Consider the following 23115-nt stretch of genomic DNA (forward strand, 5'->3'; position numbering starts at 1 on the left):
GATGACTCGGGGAATCGTAGGATCACCTGGTCATCGCCGCGACGGGAGACAGGAAGCCGGTGCGAATCCGGCACGGTCCCGCCACTGTGACCGGGGAGCGCCCCTCCGACACGCCACTGCGCACCGCGCGGGAAGGCGGAGGAAGCGTCGATCCGGGAGTCAGGACACTGGTCCGTCGCGGGCCCGATCCGAGGAGCGCGGACTCCAGGAGGCTTCACGTGTCCCAGCTGTTCACCCCTGCCCGCACGCGCGGGTTCCTTCGTGCCACGGCCGCTGCCGTGGCTCTGTCGTCAGTGCTGTTGACCACGAGCTGCGGTGCGGCCGACGAGAGCGGCGGGGACGCGAAGGCCACCGCGGCCGTGCCCGCAGGTTTCCCGGTCACCGTCGACAACTGCGGTGTGAGGACGACGTACGACAGGCCGCCGTCGCGGGTGGTCACCATCCATCAGCACCCGGCGGAACTCATGCTCGCCCTCGGCCTGAAGGATCGCATGGTCGGCACGGCCTTCCCCGACTCCGCGGTGCTGCCCGAGCTGAAGGAGGACTACGAGGCGGTTCCCGAACTGGCGCGGAAGGAGCCGTCGTTCGAGAAGATCCTGGATGCCGAACCCGACTTCGTCTACGGCGGCTACGGCAGCGCCTTCACCGAGAAGGAGGGCCGCTCCCGCACGGCGTTCGCCGACGCGGGCATCGACACCTACCTCAACCGTGAGTACTGCGGCAAGAAGAAGGTGACGATGGAGGACACCTACGACGAGGTCCGCACCATCGGCAGGATCTTCGGTGTCCCGGACCGGGCCGACAAGCTGGTCACCGACCTCAAGAGCCGCGTCGGCAAGGCCGCCGGCAAGGTCGAGGGCGAACCCGAGGTGCCCGTCTTCGTCTACGACAGCGGCGACAAGGCCGCCTTCACCGCCGGCGGCAAGAGCCTCGGCACCGAGCTCATCCGGCTGGCCGGCGGCGAGAACGTCTTCGCCGACCTCGACGACGTCTTCGGCGACGTCTCCTGGGAGCAGGTCATCGAGCGCAAACCGGAAGTCATCGCCGTCTACGACTACGAGGGCGCCGGAAGCGTCGAGCAGAAGAAGAGGTTCCTGCTGTCCCAGCCCGCGCTCGCCGACGTACCCGCGGTCAGGAACAGGCGGTTCGTCGTTCTGCCGCTGACCGCCACGCTGGTGGGGATCCGCTCGGCCTACGCCGTCGACGATCTTGCCCGCGGACTGCACCCCGAGAGCTTCCGGTGACCCGGACCACCACCGTCACATCCGTCGAGACGCGAGTCCGACGACGGAAGACTACCGAGCCAGGAGAGCGCCGAACCGGGCTGGCCGTCACGCTGTTGGTGCTCACCGCCCTGCTCGTCGTCTCCGCCGTCACCGGACTCGCGATCGGATCCGTCCAGGTGCCACCCACCCAGGTGTGGGGCATCGTGACGCACGCACTGGGTGCCGACTGGCAGCAGCCTGACTGGTCGCGGGCCCGGGAGATCATCGTGGTGGACGTGCGAGCGCCGCGGGTGCTGCTCGGGGCGGTCACCGGCGCCGGCCTCGCGGTGGTCGGCACCGCCCTTCAAGCGCTGGTGCGAAACCCGCTCGCCGAACCGTACCTGCTCGGCGTCTCCTCGGGGGCGTCCCTCGGCGCGGTCTCCGTCATCGTGTTCGGGGTGACCCTGTTCGGTCCGGTCTCCCTGTCGGTGGCAGCCTTCGTGGGGGCGTTGGGGGCGCTCCTGCTCGTGTACGCCACCGCCCGCACCGGCGGACGCATCACCTCCTCGCGTCTCGTGCTGTCCGGCGTGGCGATCGCCGCGACGCTCACCGCGGTCCTCGATCTGCTGTTGCTCACCACCGATCGAGGCAACGAGACCCGCGCGGTCCTCGCCTGGACCCTCGGCGGTCTCGGCGGGGTCGACTGGGGCACGCTGTGGCTGCCGAGCACGGCCTTGCTGCTCGGTGTCGGCGTCCTGTTGACGCAGGCCCGCAACCTGAACCTGCTGCTGGCCGGCGAGGAGGCGGCCACCACCATGGGGCTGGACGTGGCCCGCTTCCGTGCCCGGCTGTTCGTCCTGCTCTCCCTCGTCACGGGCGTGCTGGTCGCGGCGGCCGGGCCGATCGGCTTCGTCGGCCTGATGACGCCCCACATCGTGCGCCTGTTCGTCGGCGGCGACCACCGCCGGGTCCTGCCGACGGCGGCGCTCGGCGGAGCGGTCTTCCTCGTCTGGGCCGACATCGCCGCGCGGACGATCGCCGCGCCGATGGAGATACCCGTCGGCGTCCTTACGGCCCTGTGCGGCGGGCCGTTCTTTCTGTGGCTCATGCGGCGGGACGCCCGGCGCGGCACCGACCGAGGTGTGGCATGACCGCGGCCGATCTGAGCGTCGACGGCGTCACGCTCACCGCCGGAGCCCGCCACCTGGTGCGCGACGTGTCTCTGACCGCCCGTCCGGGCGAGACCATCGGGCTCGTGGGCCCCAACGGCAGCGGCAAGTCGAGCCTATTGCGCACCGTCTACCGCGTGCTGCGCCCCGACGCGGGTGAGGTCAAGGTCGACGGAGCCGACGCCTGGTCGCTGCCCGTGCGGCAGCTGGCCCGCACCGTGGCGGCGGTGGTCCAGGAGCCGGCAGCCGACTTCGACCTCGCGGTGCGCGAGGTCGTCGCCATGGGCCGCACCCCGCACAAACGGCTGCTCGCGGGTGACACCCCCGAGGACGCCGAACTCATCGACTCAGCACTCCTGGCGGTCGACGCCGTCCACCTGGCCGACCGCACCTTCGACCGGCTCTCCGGCGGCGAACGCCAACGCGTCCTCATCGCGCGGGCCCTCGCCCAGCAGCCCACCCTCCTCGTCCTCGACGAACCCACCAACCATCTCGACATCCGGCATCAACTGTCCGTGCTCGGCACCCTTCGGCGCCTGCCCGCGACCGTGCTGCTCGCCCTGCACGACCTCAACCTGGCCGCCTGCTTCTGCGACCGCCTCTACGTCCTGTACGAGGGTGAAGTCACCGCTTCCGGACCGCCCGCCGAGATACTCACCCCCGCGCTCCTGGCCGAGGTCTACGGAGTGGAGACGGAAGTGGCCGTCCATCCGCGCACAGGCGCCCCTCAGGTGACGTTCCTCCCCCAGGAGCCAAGCGCCTGACAAGCTCAGCCCATGGCGCCCGGTGACGGCGCGAGCGCAGGCTGTCCGCCGCGCTCCTGGCGGCGGCACAGAGCCTGGCCCCGCCCTGTCAGGTAGGGGGCTGCCGCATCGCCTCGATGTCCTGCCCGGAGCAAGACCGGTGGCGCGCTGCCTCATGGACGCCACCTGCCCCCTACGACACCGCCCATGTGAAGGGCCCGGGCAGAACCCTTGGGTACCGGACTGTCCTCTGAGCTGCCCGGGGAGCCTTTATTGCAAGTATTATGCAACAGCTTATGATCTTCATTAAGGGTGTGAGGTCCATGACGGTCCGTCGGATACGGACAGCCGCCGCCACAGCGGCCATACTCACCGGCGTCGCCGCTTGCTCGGCCCCCGGTGACAGCGAAGTCGGCGGCGGAGCCGACTCCGTCGTGATCGGGGTGGCATCCGAGCCGGACACACTCAGTCCCCTGCTCGGCTACGGCAAGGACGGCAACTCGAAGGTGTTCGACGGCCTGCTCGCCCGGGACGCCGACCTGAGGCTGAGGCCCGCCCTCGCCAAGGCCCTGCCCGAGGTCAGCGACAACGGCCTGACCTACACCTACACCCTCCGTGACGGGGTGACATTCAGCGACGGCGAGCCTTTGACCTCGGCCGACGTTGTGTTCACCTACGAGACGATCCTCGACGCGAAGACGAACAACACCAGTCGCAGCGAGCTGGACGCCATCAAGGAGGTCCGCGCGGACGGTGACGACAAGGTGGTCTTCACCCTCAAGTACCCTTACGCCCCCTTCGCCGGGCGCACGGTGCTGCCCGTCGTCCCCGAGCACATCGCCAAGGGGCAGGATCCCAACACCGGCTCCCTCAACACCAAGCCCGTAGGCACGGGCCCGTACGTGCTCACTGCCTGGAGCAAGGGAGAGAAGCTCACCTTCAAGGCCAACCCGGGCTACTGGGGCGGCGCGCCGAAGGTGAAGAGGGTGACCATGGCGGTCATCAAGGACGACGACGTGCGCGCCACCCGCCTGCGCTCCGGTGACCTCGACGGCGCGGTCCTGCCGCCCAATCTCGCCGCCACCTTCAAGAGCGACGGCGCGAAGAAGACCTACGAGGCGACGACGTACGACTTCCGCGCGGTCACCCTTCCGCAGGGGAACAAGGTCACCGCCGACCGTGCCATCCGGCGGGCACTGGACGCCGCGGTGGACCGGCAGGGCATGGTCGACACGATCCTCGACGGCGCAGGACGCCCCGCGTACGGGCCCTTGCCCGTTGACACCCCCTGGTTCGCCAAGGGCATCGAGCGCGAGCAGGACCTCAGCGAGGCCCAGCGGATTCTGGACGACGCCGGCTGGAAGGCCGACGGCGACGGCATCCGCGTCAAGAACGGCCGGCGGGCCTCCTTCACCCTCCTCTACCCCTCCGGCGACAAGGTCCGCCAGGACCACGCCCTCGCCTACGCCTCCGACGCCAAGAAGGCCGGCATCGAGGTGAAGGTGGAGAGCGCCACCTGGGAGGTCATCGAGCCGCGTATGAAGGACGACGCGGTCCTGGCCGGCTTCGGCAGCACCGGAGACCCCGACTACGGTCTCCACACGCTCCTGCACTCCTCCCTCGCCGGCGACGGCTTCAACAACATGGCCCGCTACGACGACCCGGTCGTCGACAAGGCCCTCGACACCGGCCGCCGCAGCTCGGACACGGCGACTCGCAAGGCCGCTTACGACGAACTCCAACGTGAGCTGCTCAAGAATCCCGGTTACACGTTCCTCACCCACATCGACCACGTCTACGTCCTCGCCGACCGCTGGGACGGGCTGACCACGCAGGTCGAGCCTCATGAGCACGGCTTCGCCTCCGGACCGTGGTGGAACCTCGAGACCTGGCGGCCCAAGAAGTGACGCCGGCCCGCGGAAGATCACTGCCCTGGAACGCCATGGCACGACTGGCGGGGCGGCGGCTGCTGTTCGCCGCCCCGATCCTGCTCGTCGTCACCTTCGGCGTCTTCGCGATCGCCGCCGCCTCCCCTTTCGACCCGGTCAAGGCGTACGCGGGGACGGCCGCCCTCGGTGCGGACGCCGAGACGCTGGCACGGCTGCGGGAGAACCTGGGCGTGGACAAGCCGTTCATCTCCCGCTGGTGGGACTGGCTGACCGCGGCGCTCGAAGGCGACCTCGGGCAGTCCAGCGTGATGCGGCAGCCGGTCACCCAGGTCATCGGTGAACGCCTCGTGTGGTCCGCGCTGCTGTGTGCCGTGGCGTTCGTGGTGGCCGTACTGACGGGCACGGTGCTGGGTGTGCTCGCGGCCCGGCGACCAGGGTCGGTCCTCGACCGGGTCGTGACGTCGCTCGCCTACTCGCTCGAGGCGGCACCGGTCTTCTGGCTCTCCCTGCTGGCGATCTGGCTGATGGCTCTCCAGTGGGGCGTGCTTCCCGCGGGCGGTCTGACCGACACCGCCAGCGAGCAGGTCACCTTCGGGCAGGTCACCCGCCACATCGTGCTGCCCGCCGGAATCCTCGCCCTCTCCCAACTGCCCTGGTTCACCCTGTACGTGCGTCAGGGCGTCGGCGACGCCCTCGCCGAGGACCCCGTACGCGGCGCCCGCGCCCGGGGTGTGAGCGAACGCACCGTCCTGCTCGGCCACGCCCTGCGCTCCGGCCTGCTCCCGGTCCTCACCCTGGTCGGCTCCCGCGTACCCGAACTCATCACCGGGGCCCTCCTGGTGGAGACCGTCTTCAGCTGGCCCGGCATCGCCGCGGCCACCGTCGAAGCGGCCACCGCCGTCGACTTCCCCCTGCTCGCCGCCCTCACGACCCTGGCCACCGCCGCCGTGCTCCTCGGGAACCTCCTCGCCGACCTGCTCTACGGCCTCTTCGACCCGAGGGTGAAGTTCCATGACATGTGAAGCACCTCAAGGCAGCGTCTGGCGGTCGTACGGCACCGCTCGCCGCTCCACCAGGACCGTGCGTGTTCGCGTCTCGGCGGCCCTGGTCGCCGCCGCCGTGCTCGCCGTGCTCCTCGTCCCGCCACTGGTCCAGCTCGACCAGCAGGCCGTGGACCTGCACGCGAAGCTGCTGCCCCCGAGCTGGTCGCATCCCTTCGGCACCGACGACCTCGGCCGGGACCTGCTCCTGCGGTGCGTCTACGGCCTGCGGGTCTCCCTGCTGGTAGGGGTCGCCGCCGCGCTCGCGGCGACCCTGATCGGTACGGCCGTGGGGGCGGCCGCCGGGGCAGTCGGCGGTTGGGCCGACCGCGCTCTCATGCGGCTCGTCGACACGCTCTCATCCGTACCCCACCTGTTGCTGGGCATCTTCATCGTCGCCATGTTCCGGCCCGGTGTGTGGCCGGTGGTGGTGTCGGTCGCGCTCACCCACTGGCTGTCCACCGCGCGGATCGTGCGCGCGGAGGTGCTGTCCCTGCGTGCGCGCCCCTACATCGACGCGGCCGTCTCCGGTGGGGCGTCCCGGTGGCGTGTGGCGATACGGCATCTGCTGCCCGGCGTGCTGCCGCAGGCCGGGCTGGCCGCCGTCCTGATGGTGCCGCACGCCATGTGGCACGAATCCGCGCTGTCCTTCCTCGGGTTGGGCCTGCCCACCCATCTGGCCAGCCTCGGCAACCTCATCCAGGGCGCGCGGAGCTCGCTGCTCGCCGGGCAGTGGTGGCCGACCCTCTTCCCGGGCCTTCTCATCATCGTGCCCACGCTCGCCATCGCCGGGCTCGCCGGGGCCTGGCGTGAGCGGATCAATCCCCGCCGTCGATCGGAGCTGATGCTGTGACCGAGCGAACCCCGATCCTCACCGTACGGGGGCTGTCCGTGCGCTTCCTCATGCCAGGCGGGCGGCGGATCGCCGCCGTCACCGACGCGCACTTCGACGTGGCGGCCGGCGAATGTCTCGCCCTGATCGGCGAGAGCGGCTGCGGCAAGTCGGTCCTCGCCTCCGCCCTGCTCGGGCTGCTGCCCGCCAATGCCCAGGCTGCGGGAGAGGCCCGCATCGGAGACCTGGATCTGCTCGCCGCCGACGAGCGGACGCTGGCGCGGGCAGTACGGGGCCGCCTGATCGGCCTCATCCCGCAGAGCCCCGCCGCACACCTCACGCCGGTGCGCACGGCCCGCTCGCACCTGGAGGAAACCGTCTTCGCGTTGACCGAAGTTCGCGGACGGGCAGCCGTACGCTCCGCGGCCGAGACCGCCGCCGAACGCGCCGCCTTCCCGGCCGGTCACCTCGATCGCTTCCCGCACGAACTCTCCGGCGGCATGGCCCAGCGCGTCGCCACCGCCCTCGCCCTCGTCGGCGACGCCCCCTTGCTCCTGGCCGACGAGCCCACCACCGGCCTCGACCGCGACCTGGTCGAGCACACCGTCGACGAACTGCGTCGCCACGTCGACACCGGTCGCCGGGCTCTCCTGGTGATCACCCACGACCTGGCCGCGGCCGAGCGCATCGCCGATCGGGTGGCCGTGATGTACGCGGGCCGCGTCGTCGAAGTCACCGATGCGGACAGCTTCTTCGGGGCCGCCGGCCCCCGTCACCCCTACAGCCGCGGTCTTCTCCAGGCCCTCCCCGACCGCGCCTTCAGCCCGATTCCAGGCACGCCGCCCGAACTCGGCGACCTGCCCGCGGGGTGCGCTTTCGCCCCACGCTGTGAGCGGACCACCGACGCGTGCACAGCCCTGCCCCAGCCCACCGACGGCGTCGCCTGCCACCACCCGCACGTACCGGAGGACCTCCGTGCTTGAACTGCACGACATCACCGCCGGATACGACGGAGGACCCCCCGTCGTCCGCAACGCCACCCTTACCCTCGCCACCGGCGAGAGCGTCGGGCTCCTGGGGCCCAGCGGCTGCGGCAAGTCCACCCTCGCCCGGGTCGCGGCCCTGCTGCACCGCCCCGACACCGGCACCGTGACCCTCGACGGGGAACCCGTACAGGGCTGGCGCTACCGCGCCCCACGCCTCCAACGCACCGCACTGGGTGTCGTCTTCCAACAGCCCCGCCTGTCCGCCGACCCGCGGCTGCGCCTCACCGACCTCATCGCCGAGCCCCTGCGGGCCACCGGCCGGCGCGACGAAATACCGCAGCGCCTGTCCGACCTGGCCGCGGCCGTCGGCCTCACCCCCGATCTCCTGGACCGTCGGCCCCACGAGGTCAGCGACGGCCAGCTCCAGCGCGCCTGCCTCGCCCGCGCTCTGGTCCTGCGTCCGCGCTGGCTGATCTGCGACGAGATGACCGCGATGCTGGACGCCTCCACCGCCGCGGCCCTGGTCGCAGCCGTCGAGGAGTACCGGGCCGCCACGGGCGCGGGGCTGCTCGCCGTCGGCCATGACCACAGGCTGCTGGACCGCTGGTGCGACCGCACGGTCCACTGGGACGACCTCATCGCCGCAGAGGTGGGGGCTTGACGCCCTCGCGCCCTGCGCGGGTGTAGCCGCAGGGTGCCGCCTGGCGCGCAAGAGGTCGTCCCCGCTGAGCCGTCGGGCGGCCTCCACCGTCATTCGGGAGCGCCTTGGGTGTCGTCGCCGCTCTCGCACAGGTCCTCCGGGTGCGACATCCTGGTCGCTGTCGCGGAACTCCTCCTTGCGCAACAGCTCGGCCTCGGAGACGACGCCGGCCCCCCGGTTCCCCGCATCGATGACGGGGACCGCGCGATCCGCTGCGTTCGCATGGTCCGAGCGATGAGTGCACGTCACGCGACAGGCTCGGCCTGCCGGGTCAGCATTCCTTCGCATACGGTGGCTCCGACGACCGCGCCGAAGCCGATGGCAGCCTGTCCACACCGCGCCCGCCGACCAGCTCCCGGCCGGTGACCAGCTCCGGCTCGATGCGCACGAAGACTTCCACGGGCCAGGGCACCCAGGAGCGGGGGCCGCTGTGGACCAGGTGCTCATGTTCGTCGTGGTCGGTCACCACGGAGGCCGGGCCGGTGACGACGACACTCCAGCCGCTGTGCGCCGCGGCGTCGACGTCGTCGGCTTCGAAAGCGACCACGGCACCGTCGATGGCGCGGACCAGCTCCGAGGAGGCCGACGTGCGCAACAGCACGGCACCGCTCTCCTCCAGGAGGAAGTTGACCGGCAGGACCGCGGGCAGGGCTTCGCGTGTGTGGACGATGCGGCCCACCACCGCCGTGGCCAGCCGACTCAGGCTCTCATGCCGGTTCAGTTCGCGGAATCCGTCGTTGCGGTACATCAGCCGGTCTTTCCATGTGTCGTCCGGTGCGTGGACTCCCATCCTTCACGTGTGGGCGGTCGCCGGCGAGGGCCATGAGTCCCTGATCCGTCGCGGGACGGCCGTCGTCCCGGTGGGCTCGCCCTCCGACGTATCCGCCTGTCGCGTTCAGTGTGCGGTGGCTTCAACGACCTCACGTCGTGGGCCGCCGGGCACGACCTTCGGCGCGCCGGTGCAGGCGGCGTGCGAGGACGTCGTACGCCGAGTTCCTTCGCCAGGCCCGCCGCCCGGTGCTCCACCGCGGCGACGTCACGGACGTCACCGCCCTTGCCGTTGCCAAGGATCATGCGGGTGATGCGACCCTGCGCGCCTTCGGCGAGACAACGGCGATCCCTTCCGCCGGTCCGTCGGCCGCCCCTTAGAACTGCACCCGCTGCACCATGGTGATCCGCCTCCTCTCACAGGCGCCGCAGCCAGGCGTCCGCCACCCCGCCCGGAACGCGTGTGTCGTCCCGGAACTCGGAGTCGTCGAAGCGGTGCGTGAGCCTGTCCACGACGTCGACGACCCCGTCGGTCCTCCGTGTCATGGCCACCGCTATCTCGGTCTCGCTCTTGCGCTCCATCTGGCCTTCCAGCGTGACGACTCCCTCCGTGACGGTGACGTCGACGTTGCCGTTGACCAGCCACAGTCCGCGTTCCAGCACCTCGCGGATCACTTCGTCACGGATCTCCGCATCGGGTCGCAGGAAGGTCTGCAGCAGGTCGTGCCGGGTGACGATGCCGACCAGACGGTCGTCCTCGTCGAGTACGGGGAGCCGGTTCACCCGGTGCTCGACCATGGTGCGGGCGGCCTCCACGACGGTGTCCTCGGCGTGCACGCTGACGGCGGGAGCGGTCATCAGGCGGCCGGCCGTGCGCGCCCGGGCCTTGGCCGTCCGCCGGCGGGCTCGGGGTGTCAGCCGTGCGAGGCGGAACCGCGGGGGCGGATCGTAGACGAGTGGTGTCGCGGCCTGATGGAGCATCAGGTCCGTCTCGGAGACGACGCCGATGACGTGCTGGTCGTCGTCCACCACGGGCAGTCCGCTGACCCGGTGCTCCGAGAGCAGCCCGGCGACGGCCTTGAAGGGGGTGCCGAACTCGGCGCGGACCACCTCGGTGGTCATCACGGAGCCGACCTTCTGGTTCCTCATGTCTGTTCCTCCTCAGCGCAGTCGGCGCAGACAGGGGTCCTGCGGCCGACGGGGCAGCAGGCGTATCCGCGCGTCGAGAACGGTGATCCCGCCGGGTGTGGCGAGGACCGGGTTGAGATCGGCCTCGGCGAGCTGCGGCAGGTCCACGGCCATCCGGGACAGCCGGTGGAGTACCCGCTCCAGCCCCTCCAGGTCGACGGGGCCGCCTCCTTGGGTGCCGAGGAGCAGGGGGGCGCAGCGCGGGGCGGTGATCAGGTCGTGCACGTCCTGACCGGTGAGCGGTGCGAGGCGGGCGGCGTGGTCGGCGAGCACCTCTGTCGCCGTGCCTCCCAGGCCGAAGACGACGAGGGGGCCGAAGACGCCGTCCTGGACGACGCCGGCGAACAGCTCGGTGCCGCGTGGTGCGAGCGGCTGGACGACGACTCCGGTCATGAGTCCTTCGAAGCGGGTCCGCAGGTCCTGGAAGGCCGCGCGTACCTGGGCCTCGTCGCGCAGGTCGAGGTGGACGGCGCGCTGGAGGCTCTTGTGCACGAGTCCGGGCCAGTGCGCCTTGAGGACCACGCGGCCGTCGTCGCCGCGCAGCTGTTCGGCGGCGCGTACGGCGTCGTCCTCCGTCTCGGCCCAGGCCCAGGGCTGCTGAGGGATGCCGTAGCAGGAGAGGAGTTCGGCGCAGGCACGCGGCTCCAGCCAGCCTCCGTCCGGCTGCCGGGCGAGGAAGTCGTCCGCCAGGGCGTGCGCGCGGGAGGTGTCGACGTCGTCCGCGTCCGGCACGGTGCCGACGGGCCGGGCGAGCCAGGCGGCCCGCCGGGCGGCGTGGGCCAGCGCCCGTGCCGCCGCCTGCGGTTCGGCGTACGAGGGGATCGCCTCGCCGTCGGTGACGGGCAGGAGGGTGACCGGCACGTCCTGTTCCAGGCGTACGACGACGACGGGCTTCGCCCGGCGGCCGGGGCCGCGGGTGAGGGCCCGGCCCAGGTCGTCGCCCGTCGCGGCGGCGACCGCGGTGGGGACGAGGGCCACCAGGACCGCGTCGACGGACGGATGGGCGGCGAGCCGCTCGACGCAGGTGCGCAGCGCGTCCTCGGTCACGGCTGCGGTGGCGTCCACGGGATTGCCGACGCTCGCTCCGGCGGGCAGCAGGGCGAGCAGACGGTCGGCCAGTTCGGGGCTGGGCGGGTTGAGGGTCAGACCGGCTTCGGCGCAGGCGTCGGCGGCCAGGACTCCCGCGCCGCCGGCGTTGGTGAGCACGGCGACGCGGGTACCGGCCGGCAGGGGCTGTGCGTGCAGCAGGGCGGCCGTCTCCAGCAGTTCGCCGACGGAGCGGGTCGCGATGACGCCCGCCTGGTGGAACAGGGCCTGACGGGTCATCGTGCCGGTGGCCGCGGCGGCGGTGTGCGAGGCGGCGGCGCGGCGGCCGGCGTCGGTACGGCCGGCGTCGACGGTCAGTACCGGCATGCGCCGGGTGACGCGCCGGGCGGTGCGGGAGAAGGCCCGCGGATTGCCGAAGGACTCCAGGTGGAGCAGGGCGAGGTCGGTGCGGCCGTCGCTCTCCCACCACTGGAGCATGTCGTTGCCGCTGACGTCGTACTTGTCGCCGAGCGAGGCGAAGGTGGAGACGCCGATGCCCAGCCGGGACAGTCCCTCCAGAAAGGCGATGCCGATGCCGCCGGACTGTACGGCGACCCCCGCGGTTCCGGCGCGGGGGTGTGCGGCGGCGAAGGTGGCGTCGAAGCGGTAGCCGGGGGCGGTGTTGGCCACGCCGAGGCAGTTGGGGCCGACCAGACGCATCCCGTGGGCCCGGCAGGCGGTGAGCAGGGCATCGGACTGCTCCGTGTCCAGTCCGGCGGAGACGACGACGAGGGCGCGTGCGCCCGCCTTGCCGCACTCCTCGGCGACGGCCGGCACGGTCCGGGCAGGGCTGGCCACGACGACCAGGTCAGGGGCGACGGGCAGGGCGCCGACGGAGGGGTAGGACGGTACGCCGAGGATGGCGGTGGCGGCCGGGTTCACCGCGAACAGACGGCCGGTGAAGCCGTCCTCGTGGAGGTGGTGCAGCAGGGCGCGTCCCGCCGAGCCGGGACGGCGGCCCGCCCCGACGACGGCGATGGAGCGCGGCCTCAGCAGCGGCTCCAGGCTGGCCACGTCGGCGGTCCGTCCCCGGGCCTCCGAGGCCGCCAGGTAGGTCTCGTCGACGTGCAGGTCGATGGCGCAGTGCACCTCCGGGCCGTCGAACCGCCGGCTCGCGGCGAGACCGAGGTCGGCGAAGAGCCGCAGTACCTCGTGGTCGTCGCTGAGGGCGTCGGCGGTGAAGGCGGTGATGCCGTCGGTCCGGGCGGCCGAGACGAGGTGCTCGACGAGCAGGGTTCCGACGCCCCGGTGGTGCAGGCCGTCGGCGACCGCGACGGCGAGTTCGGCGGTGTGCGGGGCGTCGTCGTCGGCGTGGTACTCGGCGAGGCCGATGACCTGTCCGGCGCGTTCGGCGAGCAGGGCCCTGTGTCCGGGCCGGGGCGGCGCGCACACGGTGTCCGCGGCCATGCCTGCGGAGCGGGAGCCGGCGGAGAAGAAGCGCAGGCGGCGGTTGTCCGGTGACATCTCCGCGTAGAGCCCCTCCAGTTGGTCGTGGTCCCCGGGCTCGACGGCGCGGATACGGACGGTGGTGCCGTCCGTGAGCAGTGCGTGGACCGCCGGGCGGTGTGGCGTGTCGTCCTTCATGGAGGTTCTCCTTCGAGCCGCTCGGGTTCTTCGGCCTGTCGAGCGTCTGTCACGACGTCGGTCGCGGCCCAGGGACCGGCCGGGGGTGCCCGCGGGGCCGGTCGGCCCCCGGTCTTGCGCCGGTCGTCCCGGGCGGCGGCTCCGGGTGGTCACGCCGTGTCGGGTACGACCGCGACCGGACAGGCGGAGTGGTGCAGGAGTGTGTGGGCGACCCGGCCGAGGCGGTGCCCGAACTGCCCGGGACGCCGTCGGCCGACGACCAGCAGGTCCGCCTCGTGCGAGGCGGTCAGCAGCACGCGGCGGGCGGGGCCCTCGGCCGTGTGGCGGCGCAGGCGTACGTCCGCCGGAGCGTCGGCGAGCGCGGCCTCCAGTTCCTTGGCCGCCCGTTCCTCGTGCAGCCGCTCGGGTGTGCCGGCGAGCAGCGGGTGGTCGACCGGGTCGTGGGTGGGGCATCGCCATGCCCGTACCGCGTCCAGGGCGGCGCCGCGCCGCCGGGCCTCCTCGTAGGCGAAGAGCACCGCCGCGGTGGGTGCGTGGGCCACGCCGACGACGATGCGGTCACGCCGGCTGTCGGCGGCCCGGTTGTCGTGGTTCCCGCGGATCACGATGACCGGACAGTCCGCCGTGGTGGCCACGGCCAGGCTGACGGAGCCGAGCAGGAGGTCGGCGAGTTCGCCGCGCCCGCGGGAACCCACGACCACTGCGGAGGCGTGGCGCGCCTCGCGAAGGAGGACGTACTCCGGTTCTTCGGCCACCGCCGCGGTGGTGACGGCGAGGTCCGGGTGGTGACGACGGGCACGGCGGGTGGCGACGACGAGGTAGTCGTCGGAGGTGACGTGACCGGACGGCTTGCCGAGCTCTCGGGCCAGGGAGGCGCCCTCGTAGCGGTCCCAGCGGTAGGCATGGACGATCCGCAGGGGTACTCCGTGCAGGACGGCCTCGTCGGCCGCCCAGTCGACGGCCCGCAGGCTCGCCTCGGAACCGTCGACGCCGACGACCATGGGCAGCGGCATCGTTCTCAGCCTCCCGCGGTGAGATCGAACACGATCCGGGCCTTCACCTGTCCGCCGAGGACCTCGTCGATGCACTCGTTGACGGCAGCCAGGGGCCGGGTCTCCTGAATGACCTTCGTGCGGCCTTCGGCGTGCAGTTGGAAGACCTCGGCGAGGTCCTGGCGGGTGCCGACGATGGAGCCGATCACGGAGGTGCCGTTGAGGACGGTGTCGAAGATCGGGACCTGGAGGGTGCCCTGAGCCGGCAGGGCCACCATGACCAGCTTTCCTCCGCGTCGCAGACCGGAGTTGACGGCGGCGAAGGCGTCCTGGTTCACCGCGAGGGCGAGGGCCGCGTGGGCTCCGCCGTGCCGCTTCAGTTCGGCGCCGACGTCCTGGGTGCGGGCGTCGATGACGATGTCGGCGCCGAGCTCCCGGGCCAGTTGCAGCTTGTCGTCGGTGACGTCGATCGCGGCGACCCGTGCCCCGGCGATCTTCGCGTACTGCACCGCGAGGTGCCCGAGTCCGCCCACGCCCGAGATGGCGACGAGCTGGGCGGGCCCGACCCCGGCGACCTTCAGTGCCTTGTAGGTGGTGACGCCCGCGCAGGTGAGCGGGGCGGCGTCGAGGGCGCTGACGCCTTCTGGCACGGGCTGGGCGAAGTCGGCCCAGGCCAGCATCTTCTCGGCGTACCCGCCGTCGCAGCCGTACCCGGTGTTGATCTGGCTCTCACACAGGGTCTCCCAGCCGGAGCGGCAGTGCTCGCACCGCCCGCACGCCTTGCCGAGCCAGGGCACGGCGACGCGTTGTCCGACGGCGAGGTGGGTGACGCCGTCGCCCAGCTTCGCGACCAGGCCGACGCCCTCGTGCCCGGGGACGAACGGCGGGGTGGGCTTGACCGGCCAGTCGCCGTGCGCGGCGTGGATGTCGGTGTGGCACAGCCCGGACGCCTCGACGGCCACGAGCACCTGACCCGGGCCGGGTTCCGGGTCGGGCCTGTCCTCGATGACCAGGGGCTTGCCGAACTCCCGGACGACCGCTGCCTTCATGGTGCTGCTCCTTCTTCTGTGCTTGTCCTCGGTCTGCCGCGTCAGGCGTGCGCGACGACGGCGACGGGGGTGGTGGCGTGGTGCATGACCGCATGGGCGACGGCGCCGATGTGCATGCCGAACGGGTTGCGGCGGAGGCGGCGGCCGACGACGACGAGGGACGCCTCGTGGGCCGCGTCGAGGAGGTGGTTGGCGGGGCTGCCGAGCCGGGAGGCCTCGGTCACCTCGACGTCCGGGTACTTCTCCCGCCACGGCCGCAGCACCTCGGTGAGGGCGGCGGCCCGCTCACGGCTCATCTCCTCGCGGGGGTCGACACCGGCGGCCAGGCTGTAGACGTACGACGGCGGGAGGTTCCAGCCGGCGACGACGGTGAGCGTGGCCTCGCGGCGCCGGGCCTCGTCGAACGCGAAGGAGAGGACCGTGTCGTCGGGGTTCCCGGTGTCGAGGCCCAGGACGACGGGCCGGAAGCCGGTGGCGGCGGACGGGATGCCGGCGGGGTCCTTGACGTGTTCGTCGGCGGCCTGTTCGCCGGCCCGGACGAGAACAACCGGCACCTCGGCACGTGCGACCACCGACTGGCCGACGGACCCGAGCAGGAAGCCCGTGAGGCCGCTCAGGGCACGCGAGCCCAGCACCAGCAGTTCCGCGTCCCGAGAGGCTTCGAGCAGCGCCTCCGCCGGAGCCCCGGACCGCTGTTCGGTGATCACCTCGACGCCGGGGTGCCGGAGCCGCAGGCCCTCGGCGGCGTCCCGGGGGATCCGCTCGCTCCAGTGCTGGTGCGTCTCGGCGCCGAGGAGCGGGGCCTGTGCCATCGGCTCCGGGACCGGCTGCCACACGTGAAGCAGCCGTACCGGCACCTGGCGCAGCGCGGCCTCGCGGGCCGCCCACTCGGCGGCCGCCCGGCTTTCGGCCGAGCCGTCGAGTCCTACGGTGATCGTGCGGGCCATTCCGGCCACCTCCTGTGTCATCGGTTCTGTTCTCAGCGTCTCTTCGGGCGTTCCCGGGGGGCAGGGGCCTGTGGTCCCGGAATGGGGCCGACGGTCCCTGCCGGCAGGCTGGTGGGGCGGGTCCCTGAGTGGTCCCGCCCCAGGAGTCGTGTTCAGCGCAGCCACGCGTGGTCGCGGACGACCGGCAGCCTGGCCCACCACCGGCCCAGACCCAGCGCGTCACCCGCCGACACCACGGCCAACACGATCAGCACCACCGCGTACACCACGTGGTAGTCGGCGAACGGGTTCGTCGACATGCTCGCCGACCCGTCCGACAGATGCCTGGCCGGCGGCCACTCCGCCACCCACATCAACGCCATCATCACGCTCCCCGCCACAGCGGCCAGACGCAGCGCCACCCCCGCCGTCAACGCCAGCCCGATCCCCAGCAGACCCAGCATGAACAGCCCATCCGCCCACGCCGCCCCCGCCCACGCATGGAACGTCGACTCCATCGGACCGACCGCCACATGCCCCAGGAACCCCTCCGTCGGCGAACCCCCGTCGACCCAGCCCTTCCCGGACGCGGTGGCGTAACCGAACCCGAACGTCTTGTCCAGGAACGCCCACAGGAACACGAACCCCATCAGCACCCGGGCCGACGCGAAGACATAAGCCCGAGCGGTGAGCACGTCGGCCTGCGAACTCGCCGCCCCCGTCGCGGAGGTCGCGCCGTTACGGCGGAACGACGGCAGACGGAAACCCGAACCACGGTGCGTGGACTGGTGCACGGCCATGACTGACTCCTTCACAGAAGATCCGGCTGGTTCCGGACACCACTCACTCTCCCGGGCCCCACCCCCACGCACCCGACGCCGAAGGTCCACACCCCGAAGGCTCAACAGCCCCGATCCACAGGGACCTTCGGCCACCACGGAACGACAAGGCCGAACGGTGTCGGGCGGTGACCAGAGGGCCCCTTACGCGCGCGGCGGCAGGGGCGAAGCCTGGGAAGGGTTCACCCATCAGCCCAGCCGTCCCTCGGACGTGGGCGGGAAGGAGTCCCGATGTGCTCGTCGACACTCGACGCCCGGGCCGTGGAGCGGCTGGTCGCGGCGGCTGTGGCCGCGCCGTCCCTGCACAACACCCAGCCCTGGCGCTTCCGGCTCGATACCGACACGCCCGCGGTGCACATTCACGCCGCCGCGGACCGGGCGCTGCGCCACACCGACCCGGTGGGACGGGCCGTGCACCTGTCGGTGGGCTGCGCGATCCTCAATCTGCGTGTCGCCGCCGCTCACTTCGGCTGGGAACCGGTGACCCGGCTGCTTCCGTGCCCGGATCGTCCCACGCTGCTCGCCACGGTCCGGCTCGCTGAGTCGGTGCGCGGCGCACCGTCGACCGGCTTGTACGAGGTGCTGTGGCGCCGGCACAGCAGTCGTCTCCCCTTCTCCGGGCGACCGCTGCCGTCGGGCCTGCTCGCCGAGCTGGCCCAAGCGGCCCATCTGGAGGGCGCTGTCCTGCGTTTCCCGGGGCGCGACGACACCGAACAGGTGTTGCGCGCCACGCGGGAGGCGGAGGGGCGCAACCGGGCGGACGCCGACCGCGCAGCCGAGAGCCGCCGACTCGTCAGTGGCCCGCACTCGCTGGGACTTTCGTCGGCGGCGGTGAGCCCGCAGGACGCGCTGGACCGCATGCCGATGCGGGACTTCGGGGCCCACCGGCACCCGGAGGTGCTGCCCGCCCGTGCCTTCGAGACTCATCCGACGCTCGCGCTGCTGTCGACGGCACACGACCGGCGGGCGGACTGGCTGCGGGCCGGCCAGGCCCTGGAACACGTGCTTCTGCTGGCCACCTCTTGCGGAGTGCGCGCGTCGCTTCTTCACCAGGCCATGGAGTGGCCCGATCTGCGCCGGGCCCTCGATGGTCTGTCTGCCGACGGTCCTCGCCTGTACACACAGATGGTGATCCGGCTGGGGTACGGGCCCGAGGGTCCCTCGTCACCGCGCCGCCCGGTCGAGGAGGTGGTGGAAGCCGACGTGTGAACACACGTGCCGCCCGGTCCCGTCCTCGACGCGACCGGGCGGCGCTCTTTCGAAGTCGCTCAGCGTGGGCACTCCGTCCCCCGTCCGCCGCGCGTGTCAGTCCGCGTCGACGTGCCCCTGTTCCACGGCCTGTGGCATCTCCGCGGGGTCCGGCTCGCATCGGACGTGCACCCGCATGTCGGGAGCGTCGGCCAGTGTGTTGCTCACCGTGCAGTGCGAGACCACCGCGCGCAGCGCGGGCAGCCGCTCCGCGGGCAGGGAGGGGGTATGGACGGTCAGCGACAGGGAGGCGACCCGTGGGGGGCGGTCGTCGGCCATGCGGAAGTCCGCCCGGACGGCCAGCCCGTCCCGGCTGAGGCCATGCCGGTCCAGGTACCGGCCCGCGTAGTGCGCGGTGCAGGAGGCCACGGACGCGACGAAGAGTTCCACGGGCGTGGGTGCCGTGTCCTTGCCACCGTCGGGCCGTGGCTGGTCGACGGTCAGGACGTGTCCCCGTACCCGCATTTCGAAGGCGTCGCCGACGACAGGCGTTACGTCGACGCGTCCGGCCGGCCCGTCTGGGGCGGGCTCCACGGCGGCTGCCTGGAAGACCAGCAGAGCGGCCAGGCGCCGCGCCTCCTCTGCCGTCAGCGACAGCCACGGGGCCCGGTCGTCGTGCGGGGCACGGGCAGTGTCCAGGACGACGCGTCCCATGGGAGCCGGGAGATCCTGGGGCGCGAGTCGAGTGACGTTGATGGTGCGTCCGCAGCGGCTGGTCATCTTCATGACGCCTTCCAGCCGGGTGCCTTGCCCTCGAGTCACAAGCGCTCGACGCGGCTGCTCCGCCCGCCCGAACCGGACCGGCGGGCCGGGCCGGCCCCGGTCGTCCGCCTCGGCACCTCCATTCGACCGCGGTCGCGGTCCGCCGTCATGGGCCGGGGGACCCGCGCGCCGGGCCGATGGTCCCGGTGCAGCCGTCGCCGTTCGGCAGGAGCCTCTAGGGTCTTTCGTTTGGATCAGCCCAGAGCCCGCGAGCCCGGCATGATCCAAACGAAAGGCCCTAGGTGCCGCTCGCCCGCCGGCACCCTGGTGTCACCGGGCGGACCGGCCGCTCTCCGCCGTGTCCGGCGACTGCTGCAGCGGGGCGTGCCACACCAGCCGCGTCCCCCGGCCATCGGGGCTCTCCAGCTCCAGGTCGCCGCCGAGCTTCTGCGCTCGCTCGGCCATGTTGGTCAGACCACTGCGGCGGCCTCCGTCCGGAATGCCGACGCCGTTGTCCGTGACCGTCAGGCGGACCTGCTTGCCGTCCGTCTCCAGCACGACGTCGGTGCGGTCGGCGCGGGCGTGCCGGGCGACGTTGGTCAGGGATTCGGTGAGGACGGCCATGACATGGTCGGCGGTCTGAGCGGGCACGTGCGTGTCGAGCAGGCCCTCCATACGGACGCTGGGAGCGAAGCCGAGGAGCGGGGCGGCCTCGCCGATCGCGCGCACCGCGCGGGAGCGCAGGCCGGGCGCCGCGTCGTCGTCGCGGGAGCGGAGGCCGAAGATCGTCGATCTGATGATCTTGATGGTTTCATCGAGGTCGTCCACGGCCCGCAGGATCCGTTCGGAGGCCAGGGAGTCCTGGACGCGGCGGCCGGCGCTCTGCAGGGTCATGCCGGTGGCGAAAAGCCGTTGGATGGCCAGGTCGTGCAGGTCGCGGGCGATCCGGTCGCGGTCCTCCAGGAGGGCGATCTGTTCGGCGTCCTCGCGTCGTTGTGCCAGCTCCATCGCGACGGCGGCCTGGGCGGCGAAGACCTGGAGCGGCTCGGTCTCCTTCTCGGAGAACTCCCGGCCGCCGGACTGCCGGACCAGCAGCACCACACCGCGGGCCTCGTCGCCCGTGCCGATCGGCACGGCGACGGCCGGTCCGAGCCCTTCGAAGCGTGGCGGACCGGCTGAGACCCGGGAGTCGGACGAGACGTCCGGGCTGCTGACCGGCGCTCGCTGAACGAACGCCTGCCCGATGAGCGTGCCCTCCGTGGGCAGTACGATCCCGCGCCAGAGGTCGGCCTCCTGGCCGACGGCGAGTTCCACGGCGAGGGTGTCGGTTCCACGCACCGGCATGGCCACCACGCTCAGGGCGGAAGCGGTGATCTCCCTGGCGCGTTCGGCGATCAGCGGCAGCACCCCGCCCTGGTCCGCGCCGGACATCAGGGTGTGGGTGATCTCGGCGTTCACCTGGAGCCAGCGTTCGCGCAGCCGGGACTCCTCGTAGAGACGGGCGTTGTCGATGGCGACGCCCGCCGCCACGGCCAGCGTGGCCAGCACCGACTCGTCGTCCTCGTCGAACTGCTGCCCGCCGCGCTTCTCCGTCAGGTACAGGTTGCCGAAGATGTGGTCGCGCACCCGGATCGGTACGCCGAGGAAGGTGTTCATCGGCGGGTGGTGGGCCGGGAACCCGTACGAGGCGGGGTGGTCGGAGAGTTTGGTCAGGCGCAGCGGCTCGGGGTGGCGGATCAGCTCGCCCAGGATGCCGTGGCCCTCCGGATAGGGGCCGATGCGCGCGATCTGCTCCGCGTCGACGCCCACGGTGTGGAAGGCGGACAGCCGCTTGCCGTCCGGACCGATCACCCCGAGCGCCGCGTACTCGGCGTCGACCAGGGCCGCCGCGGCCTCGACGATGCTGCGCAACGCCTGCTCCAGGTCGAGCTCGCGGCCGACCGACAGCACGGCCTCCAGAAGGCTGTGGACCCGGTCCCGGGTGCCGCGCGCCGCGTCCAGCCGGGCCTGCAACTCCTCGAGCAGCTCGTCCAGCCGCAATTGGGGGAGCCGTACCCGCGCCTCGCGGCCCTCCTCGGCCTTCTCCACCGTGCATCCTCCAACGCCTCACCGCATGGCGGCAGTCCTGCCGCGCACCTGCCACGGTAGCGGCTCGAACAGGGAGACGATCAGGAATCAGCTCGGCAACGGGCCCGATTGACCGGAACCGTCAACTCCGCGGCAACCGCGCCGCGACGTACGAGGTGAGGTCGAGCAGACGGTTCGTGTACCCCCACTCGTTGTCGTACCAGCCGAAGACCTTGACCAGGTCGCCGTGGGTCTGGGTGAGGGGGGCGTCCAGGACGCAGGAGGCGGGGTCACCGACCACGTCGCGGGAGACGATCGGGGCGTCGGACACCCGTAGGACGTCCTTCAGCGGTCCCTCGGCGGCCTCGCGGTAGGCGGCGTTGATCTCCTCGGCGCTCGCCGCCCGCTCGAGGACCACGGTCAGGTCGGTCAGCGAACCGTCCTCGACCGGCACGCGTACGGCGCTGCCGTCCAGCGTGCCCGCCAGCTCGGGCAGGACCAGGCCGACCGCGCGGGCGGCGCCGGTGGTGGTGGGGATGATGTTGACCGCTGCGGAGCGGCCCCGTCGCAGGTCCTTGTGAGGGCCGTCCAGGACCACCTGGTCGTTCGTGTAGCCGTGGATCGTGGTCATCAGCCCCTTGACGACGCCGAAGTGGTCGTCGAGGACCTTGACCATGGGGGCAACGCAGTTGGTGGTGCACGAGGCGTTGGAGATCACGTGGTGGTGCTCCGGGTCGTACGTGCCTTCGTTGACACCCATGACGATCGTGGCGTCGACGTCCTTGCCGGGCACGGACAGGAGTACCTTGCGCGCGCCTGCCGCCAGGTGCCGGCCGGCCTGGTCGCGTGTGCGGAAGCGGCCCGTGGACTCGATCACCACGTCCACTCCGAGGCCGCCCCAGTCCAGCGCGGCCGGGTCACGCTCGGCGGTCACCGCGATGCGGTGCCCGTCCACGGTCAGTGAGGTGTCGTCGTGCTCGACGGGGCGGTTCAGCCGTCCGTACGTCGAGTCGTACGCCAGCAGGTGCGCGAGCGCTGCCGGGGAGGTGACGTCGTTGACCGCCACCACCTCCAGCGGTGCTGCCGCGGCGCCGGTGCGTTCCAGTACGCAGCGCAGGTAGTTCCGTCCGATGCGTCCGAAGCCGTTGATGCCCACTCGCACGGTCATGTCTTCTCGTCCTCCCCTTGCTGCGGCGATGCCCGGCGGTGTCCCGGGACCTTCCTCAGCCTGCCGCCCGGTTGCCCGTGCGGGTATGGGCCGGGCGGGGGCGGACCGTGGGGACCTTCGGCCCCCGCGGGACCGGGTGCGTGGCCGGCCGGCGGGCCCGTCCCGCTAGTGGCCTTCGGTACGCATCCGGTCCCGTGCCTGGGTGGCGATGACGGCGGCCTGGACACGGCGTTCCACGCCGAGCTTGGCGAGCAGGCGGGAGATGTGGTTCTTGACCGTCTTCTCGGCCAGGTAGAGCCGCTGTCCGATCTGCCGGTTGGTCAGCCCTTCGCCGATCAGGTCCAGGATCTCGCGTTCCCGGTCGCTGAGACCCGGAAGCACCTCCGGCTCCTCGGCCGGCTGCTGCCCGCCCCGCAGCCGAGCCATCAGCTTGGTCGTGGCGCTGGCGTCCAGCAGCGACTGGCCGCGGGCGACCGTGCGCACGGCGGAGACGAGGTCCGACCCCTGGATCTGCTTCAGGACGTATCCCGCCGCGCCCGCCATGATCGAGTCCAGCAGCGCCTCCTCGTCGTCGAAGGAGGTCAGCATCAGGCAGGCCAGGTCCGGCATCTGCGACCGCAGCTCGCGGCAGACGGTCACGCCGTCTCCGTCGGGCAGGCGCACGTCGAGGACGGCCACGTCGGGGCGCAGGGCGGGGACCCGGATCAGCGCCTGTTCCACCGTGGCGGCTTCTCCGACGACGGTGATGTCCGGTTCGTCGTCCAGCAGGTCGTGCACCCCGCGTCGTACCACTTCGTGATCGTCCAGGAGGAAGACCCGGATCGGGTTTCCCGTGCGGTCACCCTGCTCGTTGTGCGCCATCGAATGCTCCTCGCCATGCCTCGGTCTGTGTCGGAATCCTTTCTTCCCGGAATGGCCGAGGTCCAGGGCCGGT

20 protein-coding genes and 1 riboswitch are annotated in these 23115 nt (G+C 71.9%); of the genes, 9 read left to right on the top strand and 11 right to left on the bottom strand.

The genetic code is table 11. The features are described 5' to 3' along the window. Positions 1-12: 12 nt before the first annotated feature. A riboswitch (cobalamin riboswitch) is annotated at positions 13-190 on the top strand. 28 nt (positions 191-218) lie between these two features. From DC008_RS00365 to DC008_RS00400, 8 genes are all read left to right on the top strand, one after another. Continuing rightward, positions 219-1244, top strand: a complete 1026-nt coding sequence (locus DC008_RS00365; RefSeq protein WP_108705149.1) for an ABC transporter substrate-binding protein — start codon at positions 219-221, stop codon at positions 1242-1244. An 80-nt stretch (positions 1245-1324) separates the two neighbouring features. Then, complete coding sequence (locus tag DC008_RS00370; RefSeq protein ID WP_382110293.1) at positions 1325-2356, top strand: FecCD family ABC transporter permease; 1032 nt, start codon at positions 1325-1327, stop codon at positions 2354-2356. Next, positions 2353-3138, top strand: a complete 786-nt coding sequence (locus DC008_RS00375; RefSeq protein ID WP_108705151.1) for an ABC transporter ATP-binding protein — start codon at positions 2353-2355, stop codon at positions 3136-3138. The genes DC008_RS00370 and DC008_RS00375 overlap by 4 nt, the downstream gene beginning before the upstream one ends. Before the next feature lie 302 nt (positions 3139-3440). Next, positions 3441-5024 carry an ABC transporter substrate-binding protein gene (locus tag DC008_RS00380; protein WP_108705152.1) on the top strand — a complete coding sequence of 528 codons (1584 nt, stop codon included), beginning with the start codon at positions 3441-3443 and terminating at the stop codon, positions 5022-5024. Positions 5025-5059: 35 nt separating this feature from the next. Continuing rightward, positions 5060-6028 carry an ABC transporter permease gene (locus DC008_RS00385; protein ID WP_108705153.1) on the top strand — a complete coding sequence of 323 codons (969 nt, stop codon included), beginning with the start codon at positions 5060-5062 and terminating at the stop codon, positions 6026-6028. After that, positions 6018-6899 (top strand): ABC transporter permease, encoded by an 882-nt coding sequence (locus tag DC008_RS00390; protein WP_108705154.1) that lies wholly within the window; start codon positions 6018-6020, stop codon positions 6897-6899. The genes DC008_RS00385 and DC008_RS00390 overlap by 11 nt, the downstream gene beginning before the upstream one ends. Before the next feature lie 50 nt (positions 6900-6949). Next, positions 6950-7861, top strand: coding sequence for an ABC transporter ATP-binding protein (locus DC008_RS00395; RefSeq protein ID WP_164492427.1), 912 nt, complete (start codon positions 6950-6952; stop codon positions 7859-7861). Then, entirely contained in the window at positions 7854-8525 is a 672-nt protein-coding gene (locus tag DC008_RS00400; protein WP_108705156.1) for an ABC transporter ATP-binding protein, read from the top strand. The genes DC008_RS00395 and DC008_RS00400 overlap by 8 nt, the downstream gene beginning before the upstream one ends. Positions 8526-8835: 310 nt before the next feature. Here DC008_RS00400 and DC008_RS00405 read toward each other — a convergent pair whose 3' ends face one another. The 7 genes from DC008_RS00405 to DC008_RS00440 all read right to left on the bottom strand — a co-directional run bounded on the left by DC008_RS00405 (position 8836) and on the right by DC008_RS00440 (position 16957). Continuing rightward, entirely contained in the window at positions 8836-9312 is a 477-nt protein-coding gene (locus DC008_RS00405) for a pyridoxamine 5'-phosphate oxidase family protein (RefSeq protein WP_108705157.1), read from the bottom strand. Between the two features lie 437 nt (positions 9313-9749). Then, on the bottom strand, positions 9750-10481 hold the full coding sequence (locus DC008_RS00415; RefSeq protein WP_108705158.1) for a CBS domain-containing protein: 732 nt from the start codon (positions 10479-10481) through the stop codon (positions 9750-9752). 12 nt (positions 10482-10493) lie between these two features. Next, a complete protein-coding gene (locus DC008_RS00420; RefSeq protein ID WP_108705159.1) occupies positions 10494-13190 on the bottom strand; it encodes a bifunctional acetate--CoA ligase family protein/GNAT family N-acetyltransferase in 2697 nt (898 codons plus the stop codon). Positions 13191-13339: 149 nt separating this feature from the next. Beyond that, positions 13340-14203 carry a universal stress protein gene (locus DC008_RS00425; RefSeq protein WP_108705160.1) on the bottom strand — a complete coding sequence of 288 codons (864 nt, stop codon included), beginning with the start codon at positions 14201-14203 and terminating at the stop codon, positions 13340-13342. Between the two features lie 5 nt (positions 14204-14208). Then, complete coding sequence (adhP, locus tag DC008_RS00430; RefSeq protein ID WP_108705161.1) at positions 14209-15231, bottom strand: alcohol dehydrogenase AdhP; 1023 nt, start codon at positions 15229-15231, stop codon at positions 14209-14211. Between the two features lie 41 nt (positions 15232-15272). Further along, positions 15273-16178 (bottom strand): universal stress protein, encoded by a 906-nt coding sequence (locus tag DC008_RS00435; protein WP_108705162.1) that lies wholly within the window; start codon positions 16176-16178, stop codon positions 15273-15275. A gap of 152 nt (positions 16179-16330) precedes the next feature. Then, complete coding sequence (locus DC008_RS00440) at positions 16331-16957, bottom strand: hypothetical protein (RefSeq protein WP_108705163.1); 627 nt, start codon at positions 16955-16957, stop codon at positions 16331-16333. Positions 16958-17227: 270 nt separating this feature from the next. Between DC008_RS00440 and DC008_RS00445 the strand changes: the two genes are divergently transcribed. Continuing rightward, positions 17228-18205 carry an Acg family FMN-binding oxidoreductase gene (locus DC008_RS00445; protein WP_208645787.1) on the top strand — a complete coding sequence of 326 codons (978 nt, stop codon included), beginning with the start codon at positions 17228-17230 and terminating at the stop codon, positions 18203-18205. 96 nt (positions 18206-18301) lie between these two features. Here DC008_RS00445 and DC008_RS00450 read toward each other — a convergent pair whose 3' ends face one another. The 4 genes from DC008_RS00450 to DC008_RS00465 form a co-directional block, all read right to left on the bottom strand. Continuing rightward, positions 18302-18970: an OsmC family protein gene (locus DC008_RS00450; RefSeq protein WP_244221303.1), complete on the bottom strand. Its 669-nt coding sequence runs from the start codon at positions 18968-18970 to the stop codon at positions 18302-18304. Positions 18971-19276: 306 nt separating this feature from the next. Then, on the bottom strand, positions 19277-21034 hold the full coding sequence (locus DC008_RS00455; RefSeq protein WP_108705165.1) for a GAF domain-containing sensor histidine kinase: 1758 nt from the start codon (positions 21032-21034) through the stop codon (positions 19277-19279). A gap of 121 nt (positions 21035-21155) precedes the next feature. After that, on the bottom strand, positions 21156-22181 hold the full coding sequence (gene gap / locus DC008_RS00460) for a type I glyceraldehyde-3-phosphate dehydrogenase (RefSeq protein WP_108705166.1): 1026 nt from the start codon (positions 22179-22181) through the stop codon (positions 21156-21158). A 165-nt stretch (positions 22182-22346) separates the two neighbouring features. Then, positions 22347-23042: a response regulator gene (locus DC008_RS00465; RefSeq protein WP_108705167.1), complete on the bottom strand. Its 696-nt coding sequence runs from the start codon at positions 23040-23042 to the stop codon at positions 22347-22349. Positions 23043-23115 lie beyond the last annotated feature (73 nt).

It is taken from the genome of Streptomyces nigra, from assembly GCF_003074055.1.
Taxonomy (GTDB): Bacteria; Actinomycetota; Actinomycetes; order Streptomycetales; family Streptomycetaceae; genus Streptomyces; species Streptomyces nigra.

Coding starts and splice junctions, on each gene's coding strand:
- DC008_RS00375 (WP_108705151.1), top strand. CDS start 2,353: ATGACCGCGGCCGATCTGAGCGTCGACGGCGTCACGCTCACCGCCGGA.
- DC008_RS00380 (WP_108705152.1), top strand. CDS start 3,441: ATGACGGTCCGTCGGATACGGACAGCCGCCGCCACAGCGGCCATACTC.
- DC008_RS00385 (WP_108705153.1), top strand. CDS start 5,060: ATGGCACGACTGGCGGGGCGGCGGCTGCTGTTCGCCGCCCCGATCCTG.
- DC008_RS00390 (WP_108705154.1), top strand. CDS start 6,018: ATGACATGTGAAGCACCTCAAGGCAGCGTCTGGCGGTCGTACGGCACC.
- DC008_RS00395 (WP_164492427.1), top strand. CDS start 6,950: ATGCCAGGCGGGCGGCGGATCGCCGCCGTCACCGACGCGCACTTCGAC.
- DC008_RS00405 (WP_108705157.1), bottom strand. CDS start 9,312: ATGTACCGCAACGACGGATTCCGCGAACTGAACCGGCATGAGAGCCTG.
- DC008_RS00415 (WP_108705158.1), bottom strand. CDS start 10,481: ATGAGGAACCAGAAGGTCGGCTCCGTGATGACCACCGAGGTGGTCCGC.
- DC008_RS00420 (WP_108705159.1), bottom strand. CDS start 13,190: ATGAAGGACGACACGCCACACCGCCCGGCGGTCCACGCACTGCTCACG.
- DC008_RS00425 (WP_108705160.1), bottom strand. CDS start 14,203: ATGCCGCTGCCCATGGTCGTCGGCGTCGACGGTTCCGAGGCGAGCCTG.
- adhP (WP_108705161.1), bottom strand. CDS start 15,231: ATGAAGGCAGCGGTCGTCCGGGAGTTCGGCAAGCCCCTGGTCATCGAG.
- DC008_RS00435 (WP_108705162.1), bottom strand. CDS start 16,178: ATGGCCCGCACGATCACCGTAGGACTCGACGGCTCGGCCGAAAGCCGG.
- DC008_RS00440 (WP_108705163.1), bottom strand. CDS start 16,957: ATGGCCGTGCACCAGTCCACGCACCGTGGTTCGGGTTTCCGTCTGCCG.
- DC008_RS00445 (WP_208645787.1), top strand. CDS start 17,228: ATGTGCTCGTCGACACTCGACGCCCGGGCCGTGGAGCGGCTGGTCGCG.
- DC008_RS00450 (WP_244221303.1), bottom strand. CDS start 18,970: ATGAAGATGACCAGCCGCTGCGGACGCACCATCAACGTCACTCGACTC.
- gap (WP_108705166.1), bottom strand. CDS start 22,181: ATGACCGTGCGAGTGGGCATCAACGGCTTCGGACGCATCGGACGGAAC.
- DC008_RS00465 (WP_108705167.1), bottom strand. CDS start 23,042: ATGGCGCACAACGAGCAGGGTGACCGCACGGGAAACCCGATCCGGGTC.